The organism is Ahniella affigens, assembly GCF_003015185.1.
GTDB lineage: Bacteria > Pseudomonadota > Gammaproteobacteria > Xanthomonadales > Ahniellaceae > Ahniella > Ahniella affigens.
Map to the genome: position 1 here is coordinate 3,752,207 of NZ_CP027860.1, position 19,745 is coordinate 3,771,951.

Consider the following 19,745-nt stretch of genomic DNA (forward strand, 5'->3'; position numbering starts at 1 on the left):
TCATGTTGGCGGCCCGGCAGTCCGGAGGCAAGTGCTTGATTTTGTTGCGCGGATTTACCGCCAGCGAGGCGCAATGGCAGGCTCGGGTGGGGCTGGAAAGAACCCCAATCGTTTGCAATCGCCGATTTGGCATCCCGATACGATCCTGATATGCGGCTTAATCGATGGATGCGTCTGGGATTCTGGCTTGGCCTGGTGGCCAGCGGCGGCGCTTGGGCCAATTTCGACACGCGCCCGGTGGACCAATTCACGATTGCCGATGGCCTGTCACAAGACTCGGCGTGGGCCATGACGCTCGACTCTCAGGGATTCCTGTGGCTCGGGACCGAAGACGGCCTGAATCGGTTCGACGGTCAGGATTTCCGAGTCTTCCGCCGCGACGATAAAGGCGGAAACAGCGTCGCCGACAATTTTGTCACCGCGCTGCTTGCCGATCAGGATGCCATTTATGTGGGCACCCGGGCCGGCACGTTGCAGCGCCTGGATCTGCGCACGGAGCGGTTCGATAGTCTGCCGGGCGCCATCGCCGCGCAATTCCAGGGCAATTCCGTCGATGAACTACTGTTGCTAGGCCCTGGCCGAATTCTGGTGGGCACCAAGGACCGCGGTCTGGTCAGCCTGACGTTCCAGGACGGCCAGTTCATCGAGACGGGCCGATGGGTCGGACCCGCAAGTGGCTTGCCGAGCAACCAGGTGCGCACACTCCATCTCACCCGCTCCGGGCAAGTCTGGGTCGGCACATCCAAAGGCGCCTGCCGCCTGCAGGACCTGGGGCCGCGCTGCATCCAGCCCGACTGGCCTGGACTCAGGCAACTGGCAAAGTCCAACGTCGGCGCCATCATCACGGATGCCCGCGAGCAGCTGTGGGTCGCCGGGGTGTCGGAAGGCGTCGTGCGGATCAGCCGCGATGGCAACCGCTTCGATCAATTTCTGCCCGAGAACTCCGGCCTGCCGTCCAAGCTGATCGAGGTCATGAAGCTGGATTCGCTCGGCAGGGTCTGGGTCGGCACCAAGTCCGGGGTCGCGCGCTTCGACGAGCAATGCAACTGCTTTATCAAACCCCGCGCGCTGGGTCGGTCGCCCGATGAGCCGCGACAGCTCGTCCTCAGCATGCTGGAGGACGCCTCAGGCGGCTTGTGGGTCGGTTACTTCAACCTGGGGCTGGAACGCATTGCACTGGACGATAACGGCATTCGCCACTACCAACCGAGCGCCTACTCAAGTGCCACCATGGGCGCCGACCAAGTCCGCGCCATCTTGCCGATTGGCGACAACTCTTACTTGCTCGGCACCTTCGGGGATGGTGCCTATGCCTTGGACACCGATCCCGATACGGGCTTGATCGCCACACTGAAACCCCTGCTCCAGTTACCGGATCAGGACACCGCAAGGCGCGAAGTGTGGACACTGGCATTGATCGATCGCAAGCTCTACATCGGCAGCAACGGTGGCCTCCACGTACTGGATCTAGACACGAGAGCGGTCAACCCGATCAAGATTCCGGGGCAACGCATGGTGCTCCGGCAACTGTTGCACGATCCGCATCATGACGTCCTTTGGTTGGGCATGGAGGACGGCCTCTGTCGGCTGCAGTTGGCCGATGGCAGCGCGCGCTGTCTCAACGCCGATCCGAACACGCCGGGGCACTTGAGCGACCGCTACGTGTTCTCATTGCACCTGGACCGCCAGGGCCGACTTTGGGCAGGTACCTGGAACGGGCTCGATGAGGTCGACCCAGAACGCATGCTGGCGCGGCCTGTGTCCGCTGAAGAAACCGGCATCGCATCCGCGTTGATCTTTGACATTGCCGAAAGCCAGAGCGGGCAGATCTGGCTTGGCAGCGCTGATGGCTTGGTGCGATTCACGCCCGGCTCGGCCCCTGAGGTGTATCGGGAGCGTCAGGGCTTGAGCAATGGCGTGATTTACGGCGTCGAGTTTGACGCGGACGACACCCTCTGGCTGTCGTCGTCACGCGGCCTGATGCGCTTTGACCCACGCAGCAAAGTCATCACGGCGTATGACCAACGCGATGGCTTGCAAAGCAATCAATTTTTCTATGGCGCGCATGGCAAGGACGATCATGGTCGACTGTTGTTTGGCGGGATCAAGGGTCTGAATCGGATCGACCCCAACCGCGTGCCGCGTACCCTGCGGCCACCGAAAGTATTCGTGACGGGCGTGTCGGTGCTGGGCCAGACACTTCGCCCGGGCATTCGCTCCGATGATTTGCCGGTTCTGGACGCACCGCCGAATTACCTTGATGTGATTCGGCTCGGACCCGAGCACAACCAACTCGGCATTGAGTTTGCCGCCCCCGACTTCGACCAGCCCCGCCTGCTCAATTTCGAGTATCAACTCAGCGGATTCGATCCGCGCTGGCAGCAACTGGGCGGCCGGCGCTTTGTCAGCTTCACGAATCTGCGTGCCGGGGACTACGAGCTCTTGGTCCGCGCGCGAAACCGATTCGGCGAACTCAGTTTGAGTGACGCCCGATTGAAGATCCAGGTCGCTCCGCCGGCGTACGAGACCTGGTGGTTCCGGACGTTGATGGTGCTGATCAGCGCGGGATTGATCTGGGTGGTCTTTGCGTGGCGCACGCGCGATCTTCGACAGCAGCGCCTGCACCTGGAACAAGAAGTGATCCGGCGCACCGATGAGGTCCGCGCACAGAACGAACGTCTGGCGGCGCAACAGGCCGAGTTGGAGCGGGCGAATCGCGAGCTTTTTCAGTTGTCGAACCGCGATCCGCTGACGGGCGCATACAACCGCCGTTACATTCAGGAACGGCTGGCCCGGGCGTTGGCTAGTCATGGGCAACTCGCGATTGCGATTGTCGATATTGATTTCTTCAAGCGCATCAACGATCAGTATGGGCACTTGGCGGGCGATGATTGCCTGCGTCATGTCGTGGCATGCATGTCGCAAGTACTGGCTGATCGCGCCGAGTTCGCCCGTTGGGGCGGCGAGGAGTTCCTGATTGGCTTCGAACAGCTGCCTGGCGCTGACGTCGGCACGCTGCTCGAACAGCTTCGCACCACGCTCGCCGAGCGGCCAGCGCTGGCCGATGGCAAGCAGGTCGCCATGACCATCAGTATTGGCTGGTGCGATGGGGCCGGCGGCCAGAAGTACTCGTTAGCCGAGCAGATTCGCCGTGCCGACACCGCGTTATACCGCGCGAAGGAACAAGGACGGAATCAGGTCGTCGCATCGGATTGATTGGCCTCGAATCAGTTTGTGGGCGTGCCTTCAGGCCCGAACCAGTCTCTCGGCAATCCCCATCGCTTTTTGTAGGAGGGCCTTCAGGCCCGAACCAATCTTGCCGCAAGACTTGTTCGCGGCTGAAGCCGCTCCCACAGAAACCATCGCCTTACGACAAACCGCGGCAAGTGTTCGTTGTATGCAGTGAGCGGGGCTTCAGGGAGGTTTTTTGCACGACGGCCTTCAGGCCCGAACCAATCTTGCCGCAAGACTTGTTCGCGGCTGAAGCCGCTCCCACAGAAACCATCGCCTTACGACAAACCGCGGCAAGTGTTCGTTGTATACAGTGAGCGGAGCTTCAGGGAGGTCTTTTGCACGACGGCCTTCAGGCCCGAACCAATCTTGCGCCAAGCCCCATTTCGCGGCCCAGCCCGCTAAAACAAACCGCATCGCAAGCAACTCGAATCATCCGATCGACCGCTTCTCATCACTCCGCCTGCAGATTCAACCATTCGCGCTTGAACGGCAATGGGTCATCCTGACGTGGCCCATCGAATTCCCGCGCCGCTTTGTGCCCCGCATACACCGCCGCGGCGATCGTGCCAGGCGCATAGGCATCACCGACGCATTGCACCTCGGCAAGGCCATGATCAGCCCATGCCGCCTCGACACCCAATAGCCCCTGGTACAACCCATCATCCGGATCACGCATCGTCACGGGCACGATGGCGCGAACCACGACGCGCGTTTCACGACCATCGTAAATCGAAGCCATCACCACTTCGCGTTCGCCACCTTGTGCCTGATATCCCGACCACTCCACCTGACACAGAATGCGAACACCGAGACTCAGCAAACGCTGCTGCACGCGGCCCTGCTCCATCGTCTGATCCGTCCAGGCCGAAACTTTGTCAGCGGGTGTCGCGTAAATCACCTCGCGCCCGGCCTTCGCCAAGCATTCCGCCAGTGCCCCAGCCAGCACGTAGTGATCATCGTCATAAATCAGCACGGGGCCATCCGGAAGCTGCCCACGCAGCAGCGCGTCGGGACTGAACACCGCGGCATCAGCCGAATCAAGAATCGGCGCGCGATGCGCGCGGCCCAAGCCGTCTGTGCGCCAGCTCGCGCCCGTCGCGATAAACACCGCCGAGGCCCCCGACTGCAGCACCTCGTCCACGCCCAAGGCATTCCCCGGCAGGCTCATGACCTGATTCATCCGGCTGATCTGCTGCAAGCGATAATCCACGACCCGATGCCAACTCGCCAAGCCCGGCAAACGGCTCTCGTACCGTAAGCGACCGCCAAACAGCTCAGCGCCATCGGCGAGCATCACCTCATAGCCGCGTTGCCCCAGCGCACGCGTTAACTCCAGCCCGGCCGGACCTGCGCCGACGACCAGCACCGAACGCTCACTCGCCTTCGCCGGAACCTGTTCGGGATGCCAGCCGCGCCGCCACTCCTCACCCATCGTCGGGTTCTGTGTGCAGCGTATTGGCACACAGTCATTGTCACCCGTCACACAGATGTTGCAGCCAATACATTCGCGAATGTCTTCCAGCCGCCCGGCCTCAATTTTCTTCGGCAAAAAGGGATCAGCGATCGACGGTCGGGCCGCGCCGATCATGTCCATGATGCCGGACTTGATCACGCGCACCATCGCATCGGGTGACGTGTAGCGACCAACGCCCACAACAGGCTTGGTCGTCAAAGACTTGACTCGTGCGATGTAAGGTTCTTGAAACCCTTCCCCAGAGAAACGAGCAGTCTGGCTGTCGTTGCTCCAATCGGCGATGTTCACGTCCCACAGGTCGGGCAACTCGGCAAGCATCGCAATGACGTCGTGACCTTCGGTTTCGGCAGTGATGCCTTGCGGACCCAACAACTGATCGACCGCCAGTCGCACGACCACCGCACAACGATCGCCCACGGCCTCTTTCGTGTCTTCGATCAACTCCCGGAACAATCGCACCCGATTTTCCAACGAACCACCGTATTCGTCGGTCCGCCGATTCGTTCGCCGCGACAGAAAATGCATCGGCATGCCGAGGTCATGACCGGCATAGACATAGATCAAGTCAAAGCCCGCATCGCGCGCGCGGAGCGCAGCCTGGCGGTGCCAACGACGGACATTCGCAATATCGCGCTTCGTCGCCGTGCGTGCCTGGATCGGGTCCTTGCCGCGCACGGGCAAATGGGACGGCGCGATCGGCACTTCCCGGCTATACCGATTTGGCGTCGCATAACCGTTGAACATCAACTCGATTCCCGCGAGCGCGCCATGCGCGTGTACGGCATCAGTCATCAGGCGCAGCGCCGGAATGTCGCGTTCTTCCCAGAGTCGCCCCTCGTGATGCGGCGCGATCTCGGACATGGGTGAAATCTCCACTTCCTCGGTACAGATCACCGACCAGCCGCCCTCTGCCTTGATACCGCGCATCGCCGCCAGCGTCTTCGGGTACACGTGCCCCATGCCGTTGCAATGCGGGACTTGGTAGAACCGATTCTTGGCCCGCACCGGGCCGATCTGAATGGGTTCGAACAGAATGTCGTAGCGCGGGTCACGCATGGTCAAAACCTCATCTTGTTGCGAACGCTGTGGCGGCCGCGGCAGCACATAACAGGAAATCAAATTTCGGGCAGATTTTGCGGCCGACGCCGCGTTCAGAGTCTGACGCATTGCGCGGCCAGGACGAAAGCCGCCCACCATTCCTCAATGATTTCAGTCAGTTGATGCACGGTTCGGCACACAGTTCGCCGCCAATGAATCGCGACCCGTCACCTCACAACGCGGGCCCATTGCCCGAAGATCGGCGCAAACTACGCCCACATTGTTCCCGGGTTGCCAGCCTCCGAATTGCTACAATTTCCCACGTTGACGTTTCTACGGGGTGTTTCATGCCTGGCCTGACCCGAATCTCCTTACTTGCGCTGGTGCTGGCGCTACTGGCGCTGCCCGTCTCGGCGCAGCAAATCTACAAATGGGTCGATGAGCAAGGCCGGGTGCAGTACACCCAAACGCCGCCCCCCAAGGGCGTTGAAGCCACCAAAACTGAGATCAACCCGTCGAAACCCACCGCCGACCGATCGGAGTATTGCCTGGCTATTCAGAGCCTCGCGTCGAAGATCGCCAGCCTGAAAGCCAGTGGCATTCCGCTGGCGGCAGTACAGGACTCGATGGGCGACTACGAGCGCCAGCACAGCGTCAATGTCAGTATCGTCGCCATCAAAGAACTGGCCGCCTACGTGTACAACGCCGGGCAGTATGGCGTCGATGCGGGCCTCAGCACGCGTGTGTACAACGCCTGCCTCGGTGGATCGTTCGGGAGTTTTGCCATGAAAGGCACCCCGCGCAGCGGCGGGAGTCCGAACGCCAGTGGCGGCGCGAGCATCGAACAACGCCGCGCGGTGGCGCAAGCCGGCACGGGTTGGGTGACCCACGGCATGATTGCCACGAACTACCATGTGATCGAAGGCAAGACGCATTTCAGTGTCGTGTTTAGCGATGGCACGGAGCGTTCTGCCGAAAGCCTGTCGAATGATCGCGAGAACGACGTCGCATTGCTCAAGGTGGAAGGCAAACTGCCGCCTGGTTTGCCGCTCGCCAAGGCCCTGCCGGGAATGGGTGCCGACGTGTTCACCCTCGGCTACCCGCACACCGACATCATGGGCAAGAACGCCAAGCTGGCGACCGGGATCATCAGCGCCACGAGCGGCCTGCAAGATGACCCACGCTTTTTCCAGATTTCGGTGCCCGTGCAGAGCGGCAACAGCGGCGGCCCGTTGATCAACCATTCCGGCGAAGTCGTCGGCATTGTCACGGCCAAGCTGTCGGCCGATCGTGTCTTCGCCCAGACCGGCGACCTGCCGCAAAATGTCAATTACGCCGTCAAGATCGAACATCTCCGATCGATCGTGGACTTGTATCGGAGCAACGTCGCCCAGGAGCTACCGGTCAAGACGGGCACTTTGGAGCAACTCGCAACCCGCATCTCGCCATCGGTGGTGCTGGTGATTGCCGAGTAGCGCATGTCGTGTTCCGGAATTCACATTGAATGTGCGCACACCGCGGCATTCTGGGTCAGCACCTTGACCCCCGCGCCCGGGCCCGCCATGCTGTCCCGCTTTGAACCCTCTTTCGTGCGCTCATGAGTCGTTATAACGCCGCCGATATTGAAGTCCTGTCTGGTCTGGATCCGGTCAAACGCCGGCCGGGTATGTACACCGACACCCAGCGTCCGAACCATCTGGCGCAGGAAGTCATCGACAACTCGGTCGACGAAGCCTTGGCTGGGCATGCCCGCACGGTTGAGGTGACGGTGTTTGCCGACGGTTCGGTCGAAGTGACCGACGATGGCCGCGGCATGCCGGTCGACATTCACCCGGAAGAAGGCATTCCCGGCGTCGAGCTGATCCTGACCCGGCTGCATGCAGGCGGCAAGTTCTCGAATCGCAACTACCAGTTCTCGGGTGGTTTGCATGGTGTGGGCGTGTCGGTCGTGAATGCACTGTCAAAGCGCGTCGAGGTCAAGATTCAGCGCGACGGTCAGATCTATCAGATGGACTTCGCCGATGGCGATCGGATCAGTAAGCTGAAAACGATCGGCACCTGCCCGAAAAAGCAAACCGGCACACGCGTGCGCTTTTGGCCGGATGCTAAGTATTTCGACTCGCCCAAGATCTCGATCCCACGTCTGAAGCATGTCTTGCGCGCGAAGGCGGTGCTCTGCCCTGGCCTCAAAGTCAAGCTGTTTGACGAGGCGGCGAACGAGCAACACGAGTGGTATTACGAGGACGGTCTGGCCGACTATCTGCGCGCGATGCTGCAAGGTCAGGAAATGCTGCCGCCGGACGTGTTCGTCGGCGGCCGCAAGACCGACACCGACGCATGCGATTGCGCCGTGGTCTGGACCCCGGAAGGCGAGTTGATCCAGGAAAGTTACGTCAACTTGATCCCGACAGTTCAACACGGCACGCATGCGAACGGTTTGCGCACCGGTCTGACCGAAGCGCTTCGCGAATTCTGCGATTTCCGCAATCTGCTGCCGCGCGGCGTCAAGCTCGCGCCAGAAGACGTGTGGGATCGGTTGAGCTTTGTGCTGTCGTACAAAACCCAGGACCCGCAATTCTCGGGGCAAACGAAAGAGCGCCTGAGCTCACGCGGCGCTGCGGGCTTTGTCGAGTCAGTGGTGCACGATGCGTTCTCGCTTTATCTGAACCAGCACACCGATCTCGGCGAGCGCATCGCGCAACTGGCGATTGAACGCGCGCAGGCACGTCTGAAACAAGACAAAGTCGTGGTCCGCAAGAAGATCACGCAAGGCCCCGCCCTGCCCGGCAAATTGGCCGATTGCATTTCGCAGGATTTGTCGCGCACTGAACTATTCATCGTCGAAGGTGACTCCGCCGGTGGCTCGGCCAAGCAGGCGCGCGACAAGGACTTCCAGGCCATTCTGCCGCTGCGCGGCAAGATCTTGAACACCTGGGAAGTGGAATCATCCGGCGTGTTGGCATCTAACGAGGTGCACGATCTCGCGGTGGCAATTGGCTGCGATCCGGGCTCGGACAAGCTCGATAGTCTTCGCTACGGCAAGATTGTCATCCTGGCCGATGCGGACTCCGATGGCTTGCATATCGGCACCTTGCTGACGGCGTTGTTCCTCCGCCACTTCCCGGCCTTGGTGCGTGCGGGCCACATCTTTGTCGCCATGCCGCCGTTGTTCCGCGTTGATGTGGGCAAGCAGGTGTTCTATGCGCTCGATGAAGATGAGAAGCGCATTCTGCTCGAGAAGATCGAACGCGAGAAGATTCGCGGCCAGGTCAGCGTGACCCGCTTCAAGGGTCTGGGCGAAATGAATCCGTCACAACTGCGCGAGTCGACGATCTATCCCGATACGCGCCGATTGGTGCAGCTGACGATTGAGGACGATGACGGAACCCGCAAGATGATGGACATGCTACTCGCGAAGAAGCGTGCCTCGGACCGCAAGGAATGGTTGGAGACGAAGGGCGACTTGGCAACGATTGAAGTGTGAGTTGCCGCAAGCTTGGTTCGCGGCTGAAGCCGCTCCCACAAAACCATCGTTCCAGACCGGGCTTGCGACAAAACCTGCTGCCTATTTTGGGAAGCGCCTCCAGGCCCCAACCAATCTTGCCGCAAGCCATTTGTGGGAGGGCCTTCAGGCCCGAACAATCGTGCGGCTAGATTGGTTCGCGGCTGAAGCCGCTCCTACAAAAATCATTGCTCCGGCCCGCACTTGCGGCGAGGTCCGTTGCTTTTTGTAGGAGGGCCTTCAGGCCCGAACCAGGCTTGCAACAAGCCTGGTCCAAAGCATACGCCAATCCCACAACACGTATGGACCATCACACGACTAGTTCTCAAACCCATCCTTGAAGATCCCGCGGATATCCGGCCCATCGCTCGCAACATTGTTGGCGAGATTCGGGTCGGTCACGCCATCTGGTGGCGTCACGGACGCGATATTCGAAATCGGTGTCGAAGGTCCGAACATCGGCATTGCCGAGAACAGATAGGTCACCGAACTGCCCACGGGTAGATCAACGCGCTGCTGCAGCCCATCGGTTCCGGAACTCACACAGCGGGCAAAAGCTTGCGCGCTGCACTGCCAGATCGCACTCTGAAAGTCGGTCCCCAGCGGATCCGACACCAGGGCACCCACCACGGCATTCGGGCCCGGATTGGTCACGACGATCTCGTAGTTCACGAAGTCACCGTCATTGATGAAGCTTGCGCCATTGGTTTTTGTGATTGCCAAATTCGCCGTCATGCCCTGCGTACCAGGGATCACCGCGATTGGCTCAGAATACGGCCCGGTCAATACGGCATTACTGGCACGCACGCGGCAGACATACGTACGGTTGTCGACCAAACTCGGCACCAATATCGGCGACGCCGTTCCAGTCGCTGTCAGTGGACCGGGATCACAGCTTGCTTCATACGACACGATGTCACCACCGCCATCATCAGTTGGTGGATTGAACACCAGGTTCGCGCCGCCAGGTTGTGCCTGCACGGACGTCAATACCGGTGCGCCCGGATTCGTCAATGGCGTTGCGGTGATTCGATTCGATCGGGCCGAACTGCCGCCAACGCTCTGGGCATGAATCCAGCACTCATGCGGTTCGCGCGGAAGTAGCCCCGTATACGTATACGGCGACGCTTGGTTGGGCACCGTGATGAACACAGTGTCGCCCAACGCGACCCGGACACAAACAAACTGGTATTGCAGAATCGGCCCACCGTTGTTGTTTGCCGGCGGCAAAAACTTGAACGTTAAAGAGCCATCGCCTGGTTGCAGCGACTGCAGGGTCGGTGGACTCGGCGGCCCGGCCGGTGTGCCGACAAACGGCGCGGACGGCGCCGATGCACCGACGGCATTGATGGCTTCAACCGTGCAGGAATAGGTCTGCCCATTGGTGAGCCCGGTCATATTGACCGCCGGCTGTGGGCTACCCGTGTGGACCACCAGCCCGTTGTCGCAGCGGGCAATATATTCCTGAATTGGCGCACCGTTGTCAGCCGGCGCGGAAAGCGTGATGTACAGCTGCTGCGAGAACACTTCCACCAGTGCGATGCCCGGCGCATTGGGAACATCTCGCGGCGAGCCGACCACTTGGTTGGAAGATGGCCCAAGCCCCAGCGCGTTCTCGGCTCGGACCGCGCAGTTCACTGCAATGCCGTTGCCAAGACCCGATACGAGCAGCGAGTTCGCGGTGCCATCGACCGTCTGGCTCCCGCACGTCGCGACATAGCGCGTAATAGGCAAACCACCATCTGAAGTTGGCGCAGAAAAGTCCACAAGCAGCGCACTGGGCGCCGGTGTGACGGCGGTAATGGTCGGCGCTCCTGGCACCTTGCCGACGAGCGCTGATAGCTCGGTGGATGGGTTGGAGTAGCCCACTACGTTCCGCGCTCGGAGTGTGCAGGTGTGCGTGATGCCATTTAGCAATCCCGTGACGACGATTGGACTCGCCGTGTTCGTCACGACGATCGCGCCACACGTCGCCTCATAGTCCAGAACGGCCGAGCCGTTATTGCTCGTCGGTGGCAGAAAATTCAGCGTCAGCGCGCCAATCCCGCCGACGGCCGACAGCGGAACCGGCGGGAAGGGGCGATCGGCCGGCACGACGGTCAGCAGATTCGAGTAGTCCCCCCAGCCGTTGATGTTTCGGGCGCGAACGCGACAGCTGTAGGTCACGCCATTACTCAGCGACAAGACCGTCAGCGGACTGGTCTGACCAGTCGGGACGTGCAATGCAGGCGGACAGTTCGCCTGATACTCGATGACTGGATCAATGATGCCGGTAATTGGTTCGAATGCCACCTGAGCCTGATTGGGCGCGGGCGTGACGCTAAGCAAGACCGGCGCCGGCGGCACCGTGGGTGGTGGCGCCGGCACATTGGGCGTAACTTCGTTCGACTGCGCCGACTCGCCGCTGTTCGCAAGCGCGGTCGTCGCGCGCACCGTGCAGCGCACTGGCACGCCGTTCGTGAGACCGGTCACATTGATCGGAGACGCGGTACCTGTGGCAATCTGCGAACCACAAGTCGCTCGGTACGAGGTGATCGGACTGCTGCCGTAGTACATCGGCGGCGCAAACTGCACGCTCACACTCTGATCGCCAGCGGTGGCGACTCCGATCACCGGCGGTGTCAACGAACCCCGTCCGCCAATCAGTACGCCGTAGGCAAACATCTCCGGCCCCACGAAACCGTTCCCGATCTTCAGCTGCTTGGTCTGCACCTGGGTGGCGGTATTCACGACCGACACGTGCGGACCATACAGCTCAGTCGTGAAAGCACGCGAACCATCGGGCGAAATCGCAACGGCAGACGATCGTGAAAAGCTGCCCGACGTCACACTGACACTGCCGAGCACTTGCCCACCAGGCAGCGCGAGCGTGTCGAGTCGCGAGGCATCACGGCGAACCACATACAGGCGCTGGCCATCGGGACTGAAGCTCATGCCAGCCGGCCAATCAGCGACCGCGAAATCATCGACCTTCGTCAGCGTCTGGGTGTCGATGGAAACAACGCGATTCGCCTGATAGCAACTTGCGAACACCCGCTTGCCATCGGGATGCATCGCAAGGAAGTTGCCGTAGTTGCACGTGATCGGTTGCCCCAGAACAGCGCCCGTCGCGGTATCAAAGACGTGCAGGATCGGCCCACCACCTCGGCTGACGAACAATCGACTGCCATCCGGTGTCAGTGCCAGATCGATCGGCGAGTCGGGCACTGACCAAGTGGCGATAACGGTGTTCGTGCCGGCGTCGATCACCGACACTGAATTGCTGCTGAGGTTCGTCACATAGACCCGCGAGCCATCGCGACTCACTGCCACGGCACTGGGGTTGTTTTGAACGGTGATCGTCGCAATCACGGAAAAGGCGACCGTGTCGATCACCGATACCGTGTTGTTACCCCAATTCGCCGTGTAGGCGCGATCGGTCGACTGACTCACCGCAAGCCCGCGCGGCCCGACACCGACCGCGAACCTCGCCACTTCCAGTTCTGTCGGCAGGTTGATGACGGCGACTTGGTTGTAGCCACTGACGGGCACAAACATAAACGGCTCAGCAACCGCCGCCACGCTGCACCAAAACAGGACGGCGCCGAACAAGGCACGGCAAGCAACAACATCAATGAACCGATTCATCGCGGGCTCCAGCAGGCAATTGGCGCCCTATCGGCACCTGGCCTCAACCCGGTCGAACTACAGCCGGATTCGAGGTCTCTCCTTGCCTTAGCGAAATTGCGAGCCGGTGTTTGTCACGATTCGATCAATCGCTTCAGAACCTCGCGTTGCGGCGCATTGGGCACCAGGGCCGCGTCAACATTCGATAGAACCGTCTCAGCCAATTGGCGGGCCTCAGCGCGATCGCCCGGCTGATTCCGGCGGATCAAGAGCTGAATCCGATCGAGCTGCCCCAGCCAGATTTGCGGGTTCTTGCTGGTGAAGCGTTCACGATCAGCGGCTTCCGCCGCCAGCAGATGCGCCAGGCTCGCGTCCAGATCACCGCTTCGCTCAGCCAGACAGGCCAACGCACGCTCGGCGAGTCGACGTAATCCTGGTGGCGGTTCCTTCACTGCGGCGTCGATCTGCTGAAGCATGCTCCGGGATTCCGCCACACGCCCGGCTGCGCAGGCGATGCGCGCCAATGTGGCACGGGTTTCAGTCACGTCACTGTGGTCGGCCGGAAACTGCTTCGCCCAAATGCGCTCGGCCTCGCTCGCCATGTGCCATGCCTGATCGAGCTTGCCGAGTTGCAATTGCAGGCGGGCCGCGTTGCCAACGAGACGGGCCGTGCCCTGGTCCGCGTCCCCCCAATGTTTGCGTGCAATCCGCACGGCTTCCGAAAACACGCGCTCGGCAGCCTGAACATCGCCAGCACGTTGCAGTGACATCGCTTGCCCGTTCAGCATGACCGCATAGGTCACCGTGTCGGCGCCAATCTTGGCCTCTGCCAGTTTCAGTGCCTCAGCGTAGTAGCCGAGTGCTTCGAGTGAACGACCATGATTGTCGAGCACGCGCGCCAACTCGACGAGGCGCCATGGAATATGCGGGTCGTCCTCGCCCATTTTGCTTCGCCGCAGCGCCAATGCGTCGCGCATCATGTGTTCCGCTTCTTCCGACTGATTCAGATCAGACAGCACGTGCCCCAAAATCTCGCGCGTCGTGATGCTCGATTCGTCATCGCCGCGCCCTTGCTTGATCTGGATCGCCAGGCTCTCGCGTAACAGCGCCTCGGCTTCAGCGTTGCGATCAAACCTGATCCGATTCCCGGCCAACATGTCGAGTGCGTCGGTGTATTGCGCGCTTCCCGGCGCCTCTTTGCGAAGCGTATCGAGGACCTGATCGAGGAGTTCGGTGCTCTCCGGCTTGCCGAGATTGCTCAAGATCACGGCGAGTTCCATCGCTGCCGCCATCCGAACATCCAGCGCCACATCCGGCTGTGCATGATAAATCTGCCATGCCTCGCGGGCTGGTAGTTCCGCCGCCGCACTGTCGACCACCGCAAGGCGGTAGCGCGCCAGTTCGGTCAGCTGCTCGGCCAAAACGAGCGGACGATCGATCTCTCGCGCCAGCGCCACGGCTTTCTCTAGTGCCGCGCCGGCCTCCTTATTGTTGCCGAGCAGCCGTAGCGCACGACCCAGCGTGCCGTAGAGCTCGGACTGCACTTCCGCTTGGCCGTCGAGTTCGGTATCGATTCGCTTCAGTGCCTCACTGACGAGTTTGCTGACCGGCACCTCACCGGTTCCGGCATCCGGGTTCGCGCCGTCCAGCATCGATACGACGAATTCGCTGATCTGCTTGGCGCGCGACTCAGCAGCCAGCGCGCGGTCGCGCTCGGCCTTGGCGGTCTGCTCGGCAAGCAACGCTCGATCGCGCTCGCGAATCGTGTTGAGGGTAAAACCCAGAATCAACGCCAGCACGAGTGTCGCGACGAGCGCTCCGGTCCAATGTCGGCGCAACCAAAGCCGCGTCCGATAAGACACTGCGCCGTCGCGGGCACTGACCGGGCGATGCCCCAGCCAATGCTGCAAATCCGCTTCAAACGCCGCAACCGATTGGTACCGGCGCTGCGGATCAGGGTGACTCGCTTTGGCTGCAATGGCGTCCAAATCCGGGTGCTGTTGCAAGGCGTCGCGACCGACCAAAACGGCCAACATGCGACCGAGACTGAACAGGTCCGCAGCGGCCCCGATGCCCTCGCCGGCCTCCAGTTCAGGGCTCGCAAAACCTGGGGTATACGCGCGCGCCGTTACGCCTTGCATGTCGGTATCGGCCGGTTTCGCGGCGTCTGCGAGCGGTCGGGCAATGCCGAAATCCAGCACGCATGGTTGGCCATTCACATCGACCAAAATGTTGGCGGGCTTCAGGTCGCAATGAATGACCAGGCGCGAGTGGGCGTAGCCGATCGCGGCGCAGACTGGCAGCAACAACCGGACGATATCGGTAGCACGCAACTGCCGGGATGCCACGTACTGATCGATCGGCATGCCTTCTTGCATCGCCATGACGAAATACGGGTGTCCGCCCGGTGTCGCGCCGCCGTCGAGCAAGCGCGCGATGTTCGGATGCGACAGCCCGGCCAAGATCTGCCGTTCGCGCGCCAAGAAGCTGAGTGCCGTCGCACTGGGCAGGCCCTTCAACACTTTCAGCGCCGCAGTCTGATCGAAGTGCCCATCGCTGCGTCGGGCTTCGAACACGGTGCCCATGCCGCCTTCCCCGAGTACGCGCATCAACGTCCAGGCGCCGATCGCATCGCCCGCCTTCGGCGCTTCTTCGGCGAGCACGCCCAACAGCCCACCAACTGATTTGGGCACTGCCGCCGGCCCAACCGTATCGCGCCCAAGCAACGCTTCGACGCGCGCCCGGACGTCGGGATCTGGCTCTTCGGCCAGCCGCTTGGCACGTTCGGCTGAATCAAGATCACGAAGCGCGTCAAACCATTCGCGAATCCGTGCGTAGCGCTCAGCGTCCACCGGCCAATTCCTCGCGAATCCAGGCCTTACCAAAGCGCAGGTCGCGATCGACCGTGGCCAATGACACGGTCAAGACATCCGCAATCTCTTCGCGGTCGAGCCCGGCAAAACACAGCAGATGCATGACCTCGGCACAACGCGGGTCCAGCGCTGCCAGGGCCTGCAGTGATTGGTCGAGCGCGAGCAACTCGGTGACCATGGCCTCTTCGCCCATTTGGGCTTCAGACAAGCTGACCAGCATGTCCAGGCCCCCACGTTTGGCCGCCGTACGCGCTCGGGCGTGATCCACCAAAGCCGAGCGGATGTACAAGCTCATCCCGGCAAAAAAATGCGCGCGATTCTTGAACACCACATCCGACTCAGCCACGCGCAGATAGGCCTCATGCAGTAGTGCCGTGGGCGACAGCGTCAGGTCCGAGCCGGACTGCCGAAGGCGCTGACTGGCAATCCGCTTCAGCTCCTCGTAGACCAGCGCAAACGCTTGGCCGAATGCGCCATTTTGGCCGCCTTGCCAGGCGGCCAGAAGTTCGGTCAATCGGAGAGGCGAGGCAGGTTTGGCGCTCACAGCGGCAGGAATCCAGCAGTCAATCAGGTCGGCCAGACGCCAGACCCTTGTCGATTCAAATGCTTACCGAGACGGCCCGGCTTGGCAAGTGCACCGGCTGACGGCCGCCCCTGCTGCTACAATATGGCGCTTTTTACCGAATTTCGGAGCCCCGCAATGAGTATCGAACAGTTGGAAGAAATTGCCCTCGCCATGGTGGCAGAAGGCAAAGGCATCATCGCCATCGATGAATCGAACAGCACGATCAAGAAGCGTTTTGATGCCGTTGGCATCGAATGCACGGAAGAAACCCGCCGCGCTTACCGCGAATTGCTGTTGACCACGCCGAACCTGTCGGACCACATTTCCGGCGCGATTCTGTTCGACGAAACCATCCGCCAGTCCACGAAGAGCGGCGTGCCGTTCACGAAGGTCATGCTCGACAACGGCATCCTGCCGGGTATCAAAGTCGACAAGGGCCCGCAGCCGCTCGCTGGCTACCCGGGCGAAGTGGTCACCGAAGGTCTCGATGGCCTGCGTGATCGCCTGAACGAATACGCCCGCCTCGGCGCGAAGTTCGCGAAGTGGCGCGCGGTCATCGCTATCGGCGACGACATGCCGAGCTCAACTTGCATCGACGCCAACTGCCACGCACTCGCCCGCTACGCTGCGCTGTGCCAGGAAGCCGGCATCGTGCCGATGGTCGAACCCGAAGTGCTGATGGATGGCTCGCACGACATCGACACGTGCTTTGACGTGACCGAAGCCACGCTGCGCGCGCTGTTCGCGACATTGTACGAACACAATGTGTGGCTCGAAGGCACGATCCTGAAGGCCAGCATGGTGCTGCCGGGCAAGGACTGCGCCGACAAGGCCAGCGTTGAAGACGTCGCGATGGCCACGGTCCGCTGCCTGCGCGCCACGGTCCCGGCCACGTTGCCGGGCATCGTGTTCCTGTCGGGCGGCCAGTCGGACCTCGACGCGACCCAGCACCTGAACGAGATGAACCAGATGGGTCCGCACCCGTGGCCGCTGTCGTTCTCGTATGGTCGCGCCATGCAGTCGGCCGCGCTCAAGTTGTGGTCGCAGGACATCGTCGGCAACGTCGCCGCGGCCCAGAAGATTGTCGCCATGCGCGCGCGTGAGAACGGCATGGCCGCACTCGGCCGCTGGTCACCGGATCTGGCTGGCTGATCTCGCGGTTGCAGGTGATTCAAGAAAAGACCGGGCTTCGGCCCGGTTTTTTTGTGCCATAACGATTGCTGTGGTTTCTCGATCGCGACCACGGCAGGTATCGCTAGGTCGAAACTCACCCCGGATCAAGTCCGGGGTGACGAATGGTGTTTTCTGTTAGCTTTGGCCCAGTCTGCGGTGCGGCTCGGCGACCGCGTCAGGCTGGGTACGTCAGGCATTGAGTCAGATTGTCGCTTCAAATCCGACCTGGAGTCGAGAAGTCGAGTGGCGAACGCCGCAAGCAAATCACAATGCGCTCTACTTACCGCGAGTAATCTGGACGCAAGTCCTGGGCCCGACAGTGGCAAACCCAACCTCTCGTCGGCCCGGACTTGATCCGGGCCGGGTTTCGGGTCGCTGCGGCCGGCGTCATTGTTCCATTCACTACCGCCCGCGCTCTCGGCACCGCCCCCTCAATCAGGTGGGTAAAAACAACGCATGGCCGCGTTAAGCTGACGTCAGGTCAGTCCCTGCGGAGGGTTTCGCCATGATCGGATCCAGACTCGCGCATTGCGCCCTATTCACCGTGTTGCTCATCGGGTGCAGCGCCGCACTGGCCGGCAGAATGCCGCGCAGCGACATCAGCAACACAGCCGTCGGTGAGGTGTGCTTCGACCACGACGCCTGCGTCAAAGTCGTGTCGGTCCGCGGCAGTCGCTATGAGGGCGCACACACGTACAACCTGTCAGCCAGTTCGGAGTGGGTCACAGGGGTCTATGACGCCAATGGCAAGATCGTCGGCAAGGTCAAGACCGGTGGTGACGTCGTCGTCATCTCGACTGAAGTCTATGCACGCCGCGATGCGGGACAGAAAACCTATACGATTCACCGGATCGACGGTAAGACGAAACCGATCAAGACGCCCTATCGCGCCATTACGACTTCGGCCCGACGGCGTGGGTGGGACAATTGGCTTGGCACGCACATGGGCGGATTCGGCTCGACCGAGTTCCCAAAGTTCAGCACCTTCCGCGATGTCTATCCGATCGCCGGATCATTCGGTGGCATTACCGCAGATGGCCGCGTGCAGCCGTTCACCGAGGCCATCGGCACCGCCTATGCCTATGGTGACTACTTCGTGGTGGCAGATCCCGAAGGCAAGCGCTTCATCATCACCGATCATGCGTTCCAGAAGCTCTCGCCGGTGCTCGACAACTTAGCGCTACACACCACGGCTTACGACGAGACGATGTCCGACACCAGCCGCTTTCTCGGCGGCGCGAGTCGGCGCATTGTGTTCTCGGTCAAGAACAAGATCGGCGAAGGTGGGCGCGAGCTGCACCGACCACTGCCCATGCAGCGCGGCGAACAGTTCCCGGCCGATCTGATTGGCCTCGCGCCCATTCTGAATCAATACGGCCGCGGCAACCCATGCGAAGCGGAGCTCGGCGCGGCGTGTCGGCGTGATCTGCGTGGCTGGGTCGCGATGTGGGCTGGTGCCGACGGGTCACCCAAGGTGTCGATTGAGGAACCAAGACTGCGACGGTTCACCAGCGATCGCTACAAGTCGGTCCATTGGAACCCGTATGAGGCCACCTTCATTGCGGCAGTCGCGGAAACACGCGATGGTCAGTTCCGAGTGCTACCGTATAAGGTGGAAGTGACCGGTGACATGACCATGAGCATGCTGCCGGAGACTTACGCCAGCTTGGATGCCGCCAACAACGCGATCACGTACATTCAGAATCAGCGCGCCACCGAGCTCTGGAATCGCGTGCTCGCCGATCAACAAGCCGCGTACGAACGCTACGCGGCGTGGGAGGCAGCCCGGGCCGAGGAAGATCGGCAGCGGGCAGCGCGTGCCGCCGCCGAGGACGCCGAGAACGCCGCCGCCACGACGCTGATTGCTGCGGGCGACGCCGATGCGATCTGCAAGCAAGCCTTCAAAGCAAGTTCATTCTACGCCCGCACCAACCTGTTCGATGCCTGCTCCCGCCTACGCCCCGCTGCGGCAACCAACTCGCGCGGATTTTGGGGCGATCTCGCCGCCGGACTTGCCGCCTACAACCGCGCGGGCGGCCCAGGGGCAACAGCGAGTACTGGCACCAGCGCGACCTACACCAGCAGTTCGAACAGCGGCGACTTCAACCGCTCGATGCAGAACATCGATACCGCGCTCCGAGTGATTTCTGATCCGAACTGGAATGGTGCAGCGGCGGCGGCTTGGTAGCCGTGAGGCGAGCCTGCTGGCCGAATGAACCGCTGCTGCATCTGCGCTGTCACGGCAACCTGACCGAGTGCCGTGGCAACTGCATCATTGCG

The 19,745-nt window shown here is 61.5% G+C and carries 9 protein-coding genes; 5 read left to right on the forward strand and 4 right to left on the reverse strand.

Annotation, left to right across the window (positions count from 1 at the left end; translation table 11 throughout):
- Window positions 1–150 precede the first annotated feature (150 nt).
- The gene (locus tag C7S18_RS14520) at window positions 151–3,216 is read left to right on the forward strand and encodes a ligand-binding sensor domain-containing protein (protein ID WP_106892248.1); all 3,066 of its coding nucleotides are present in this window, start codon (window positions 151–153) and stop codon (window positions 3,214–3,216) included.
- A gap of 469 nt (window positions 3,217–3,685) precedes the next feature.
- On the opposite strand, the gene C7S18_RS14525 is transcribed toward C7S18_RS14520, so the two are convergent.
- The gene (locus tag C7S18_RS14525; RefSeq protein WP_106894043.1) at window positions 3,686–5,764 is read right to left on the reverse strand and encodes an oxidoreductase; all 2,079 of its coding nucleotides are present in this window, start codon (window positions 5,762–5,764) and stop codon (window positions 3,686–3,688) included.
- A 329-nt stretch (window positions 5,765–6,093) separates the two neighbouring features.
- On the opposite strand from C7S18_RS14525, the gene C7S18_RS14530 reads away from it, so the two are divergent.
- A complete protein-coding gene (locus C7S18_RS14530; RefSeq protein WP_170113279.1) occupies window positions 6,094–7,221 on the forward strand; it encodes a trypsin-like peptidase domain-containing protein in 1,128 nt (375 codons plus the stop codon).
- A 122-nt stretch (window positions 7,222–7,343) separates the two neighbouring features.
- The gene (gene parE / locus C7S18_RS14535; protein ID WP_106892250.1) at window positions 7,344–9,230 is read left to right on the forward strand and encodes a DNA topoisomerase IV subunit B; all 1,887 of its coding nucleotides are present in this window, start codon (window positions 7,344–7,346) and stop codon (window positions 9,228–9,230) included.
- Window positions 9,231–9,566: 336 nt separating this feature from the next.
- Here parE and C7S18_RS14540 read toward each other — a convergent pair whose 3' ends face one another.
- The 3 genes from C7S18_RS14540 to C7S18_RS14550 form a co-directional block, all read right to left on the reverse strand.
- Window positions 9,567–12,875 (reverse strand): beta-propeller fold lactonase family protein, encoded by a 3,309-nt coding sequence (locus C7S18_RS14540; RefSeq protein ID WP_106892251.1) that lies wholly within the window; start codon window positions 12,873–12,875, stop codon window positions 9,567–9,569.
- Window positions 12,876–12,988: 113 nt separating this feature from the next.
- A complete protein-coding gene (locus C7S18_RS14545; RefSeq protein ID WP_106892252.1) occupies window positions 12,989–15,706 on the reverse strand; it encodes a serine/threonine-protein kinase in 2,718 nt (905 codons plus the stop codon).
- The gene (locus C7S18_RS14550; RefSeq protein ID WP_170113280.1) at window positions 15,696–16,271 is read right to left on the reverse strand and encodes an ECF-type sigma factor; all 576 of its coding nucleotides are present in this window, start codon (window positions 16,269–16,271) and stop codon (window positions 15,696–15,698) included. The genes C7S18_RS14545 and C7S18_RS14550 overlap by 11 nt, the downstream gene beginning before the upstream one ends.
- Window positions 16,272–16,427: 156 nt before the next feature.
- Here C7S18_RS14550 and C7S18_RS14555 point away from each other — a divergent pair, with 156 nt between their 5' ends.
- Both C7S18_RS14555 and C7S18_RS14560 read left to right on the forward strand, forming a co-directional pair.
- Window positions 16,428–17,444: a class I fructose-bisphosphate aldolase gene (locus C7S18_RS14555; protein ID WP_106892254.1), complete on the forward strand. Its 1,017-nt coding sequence runs from the start codon at window positions 16,428–16,430 to the stop codon at window positions 17,442–17,444.
- Window positions 17,445–17,970: 526 nt separating this feature from the next.
- The gene (locus tag C7S18_RS14560) at window positions 17,971–19,653 is read left to right on the forward strand and encodes a hypothetical protein (protein ID WP_106892255.1); all 1,683 of its coding nucleotides are present in this window, start codon (window positions 17,971–17,973) and stop codon (window positions 19,651–19,653) included.
- Window positions 19,654–19,745: the final 92 nt, after the last annotated feature.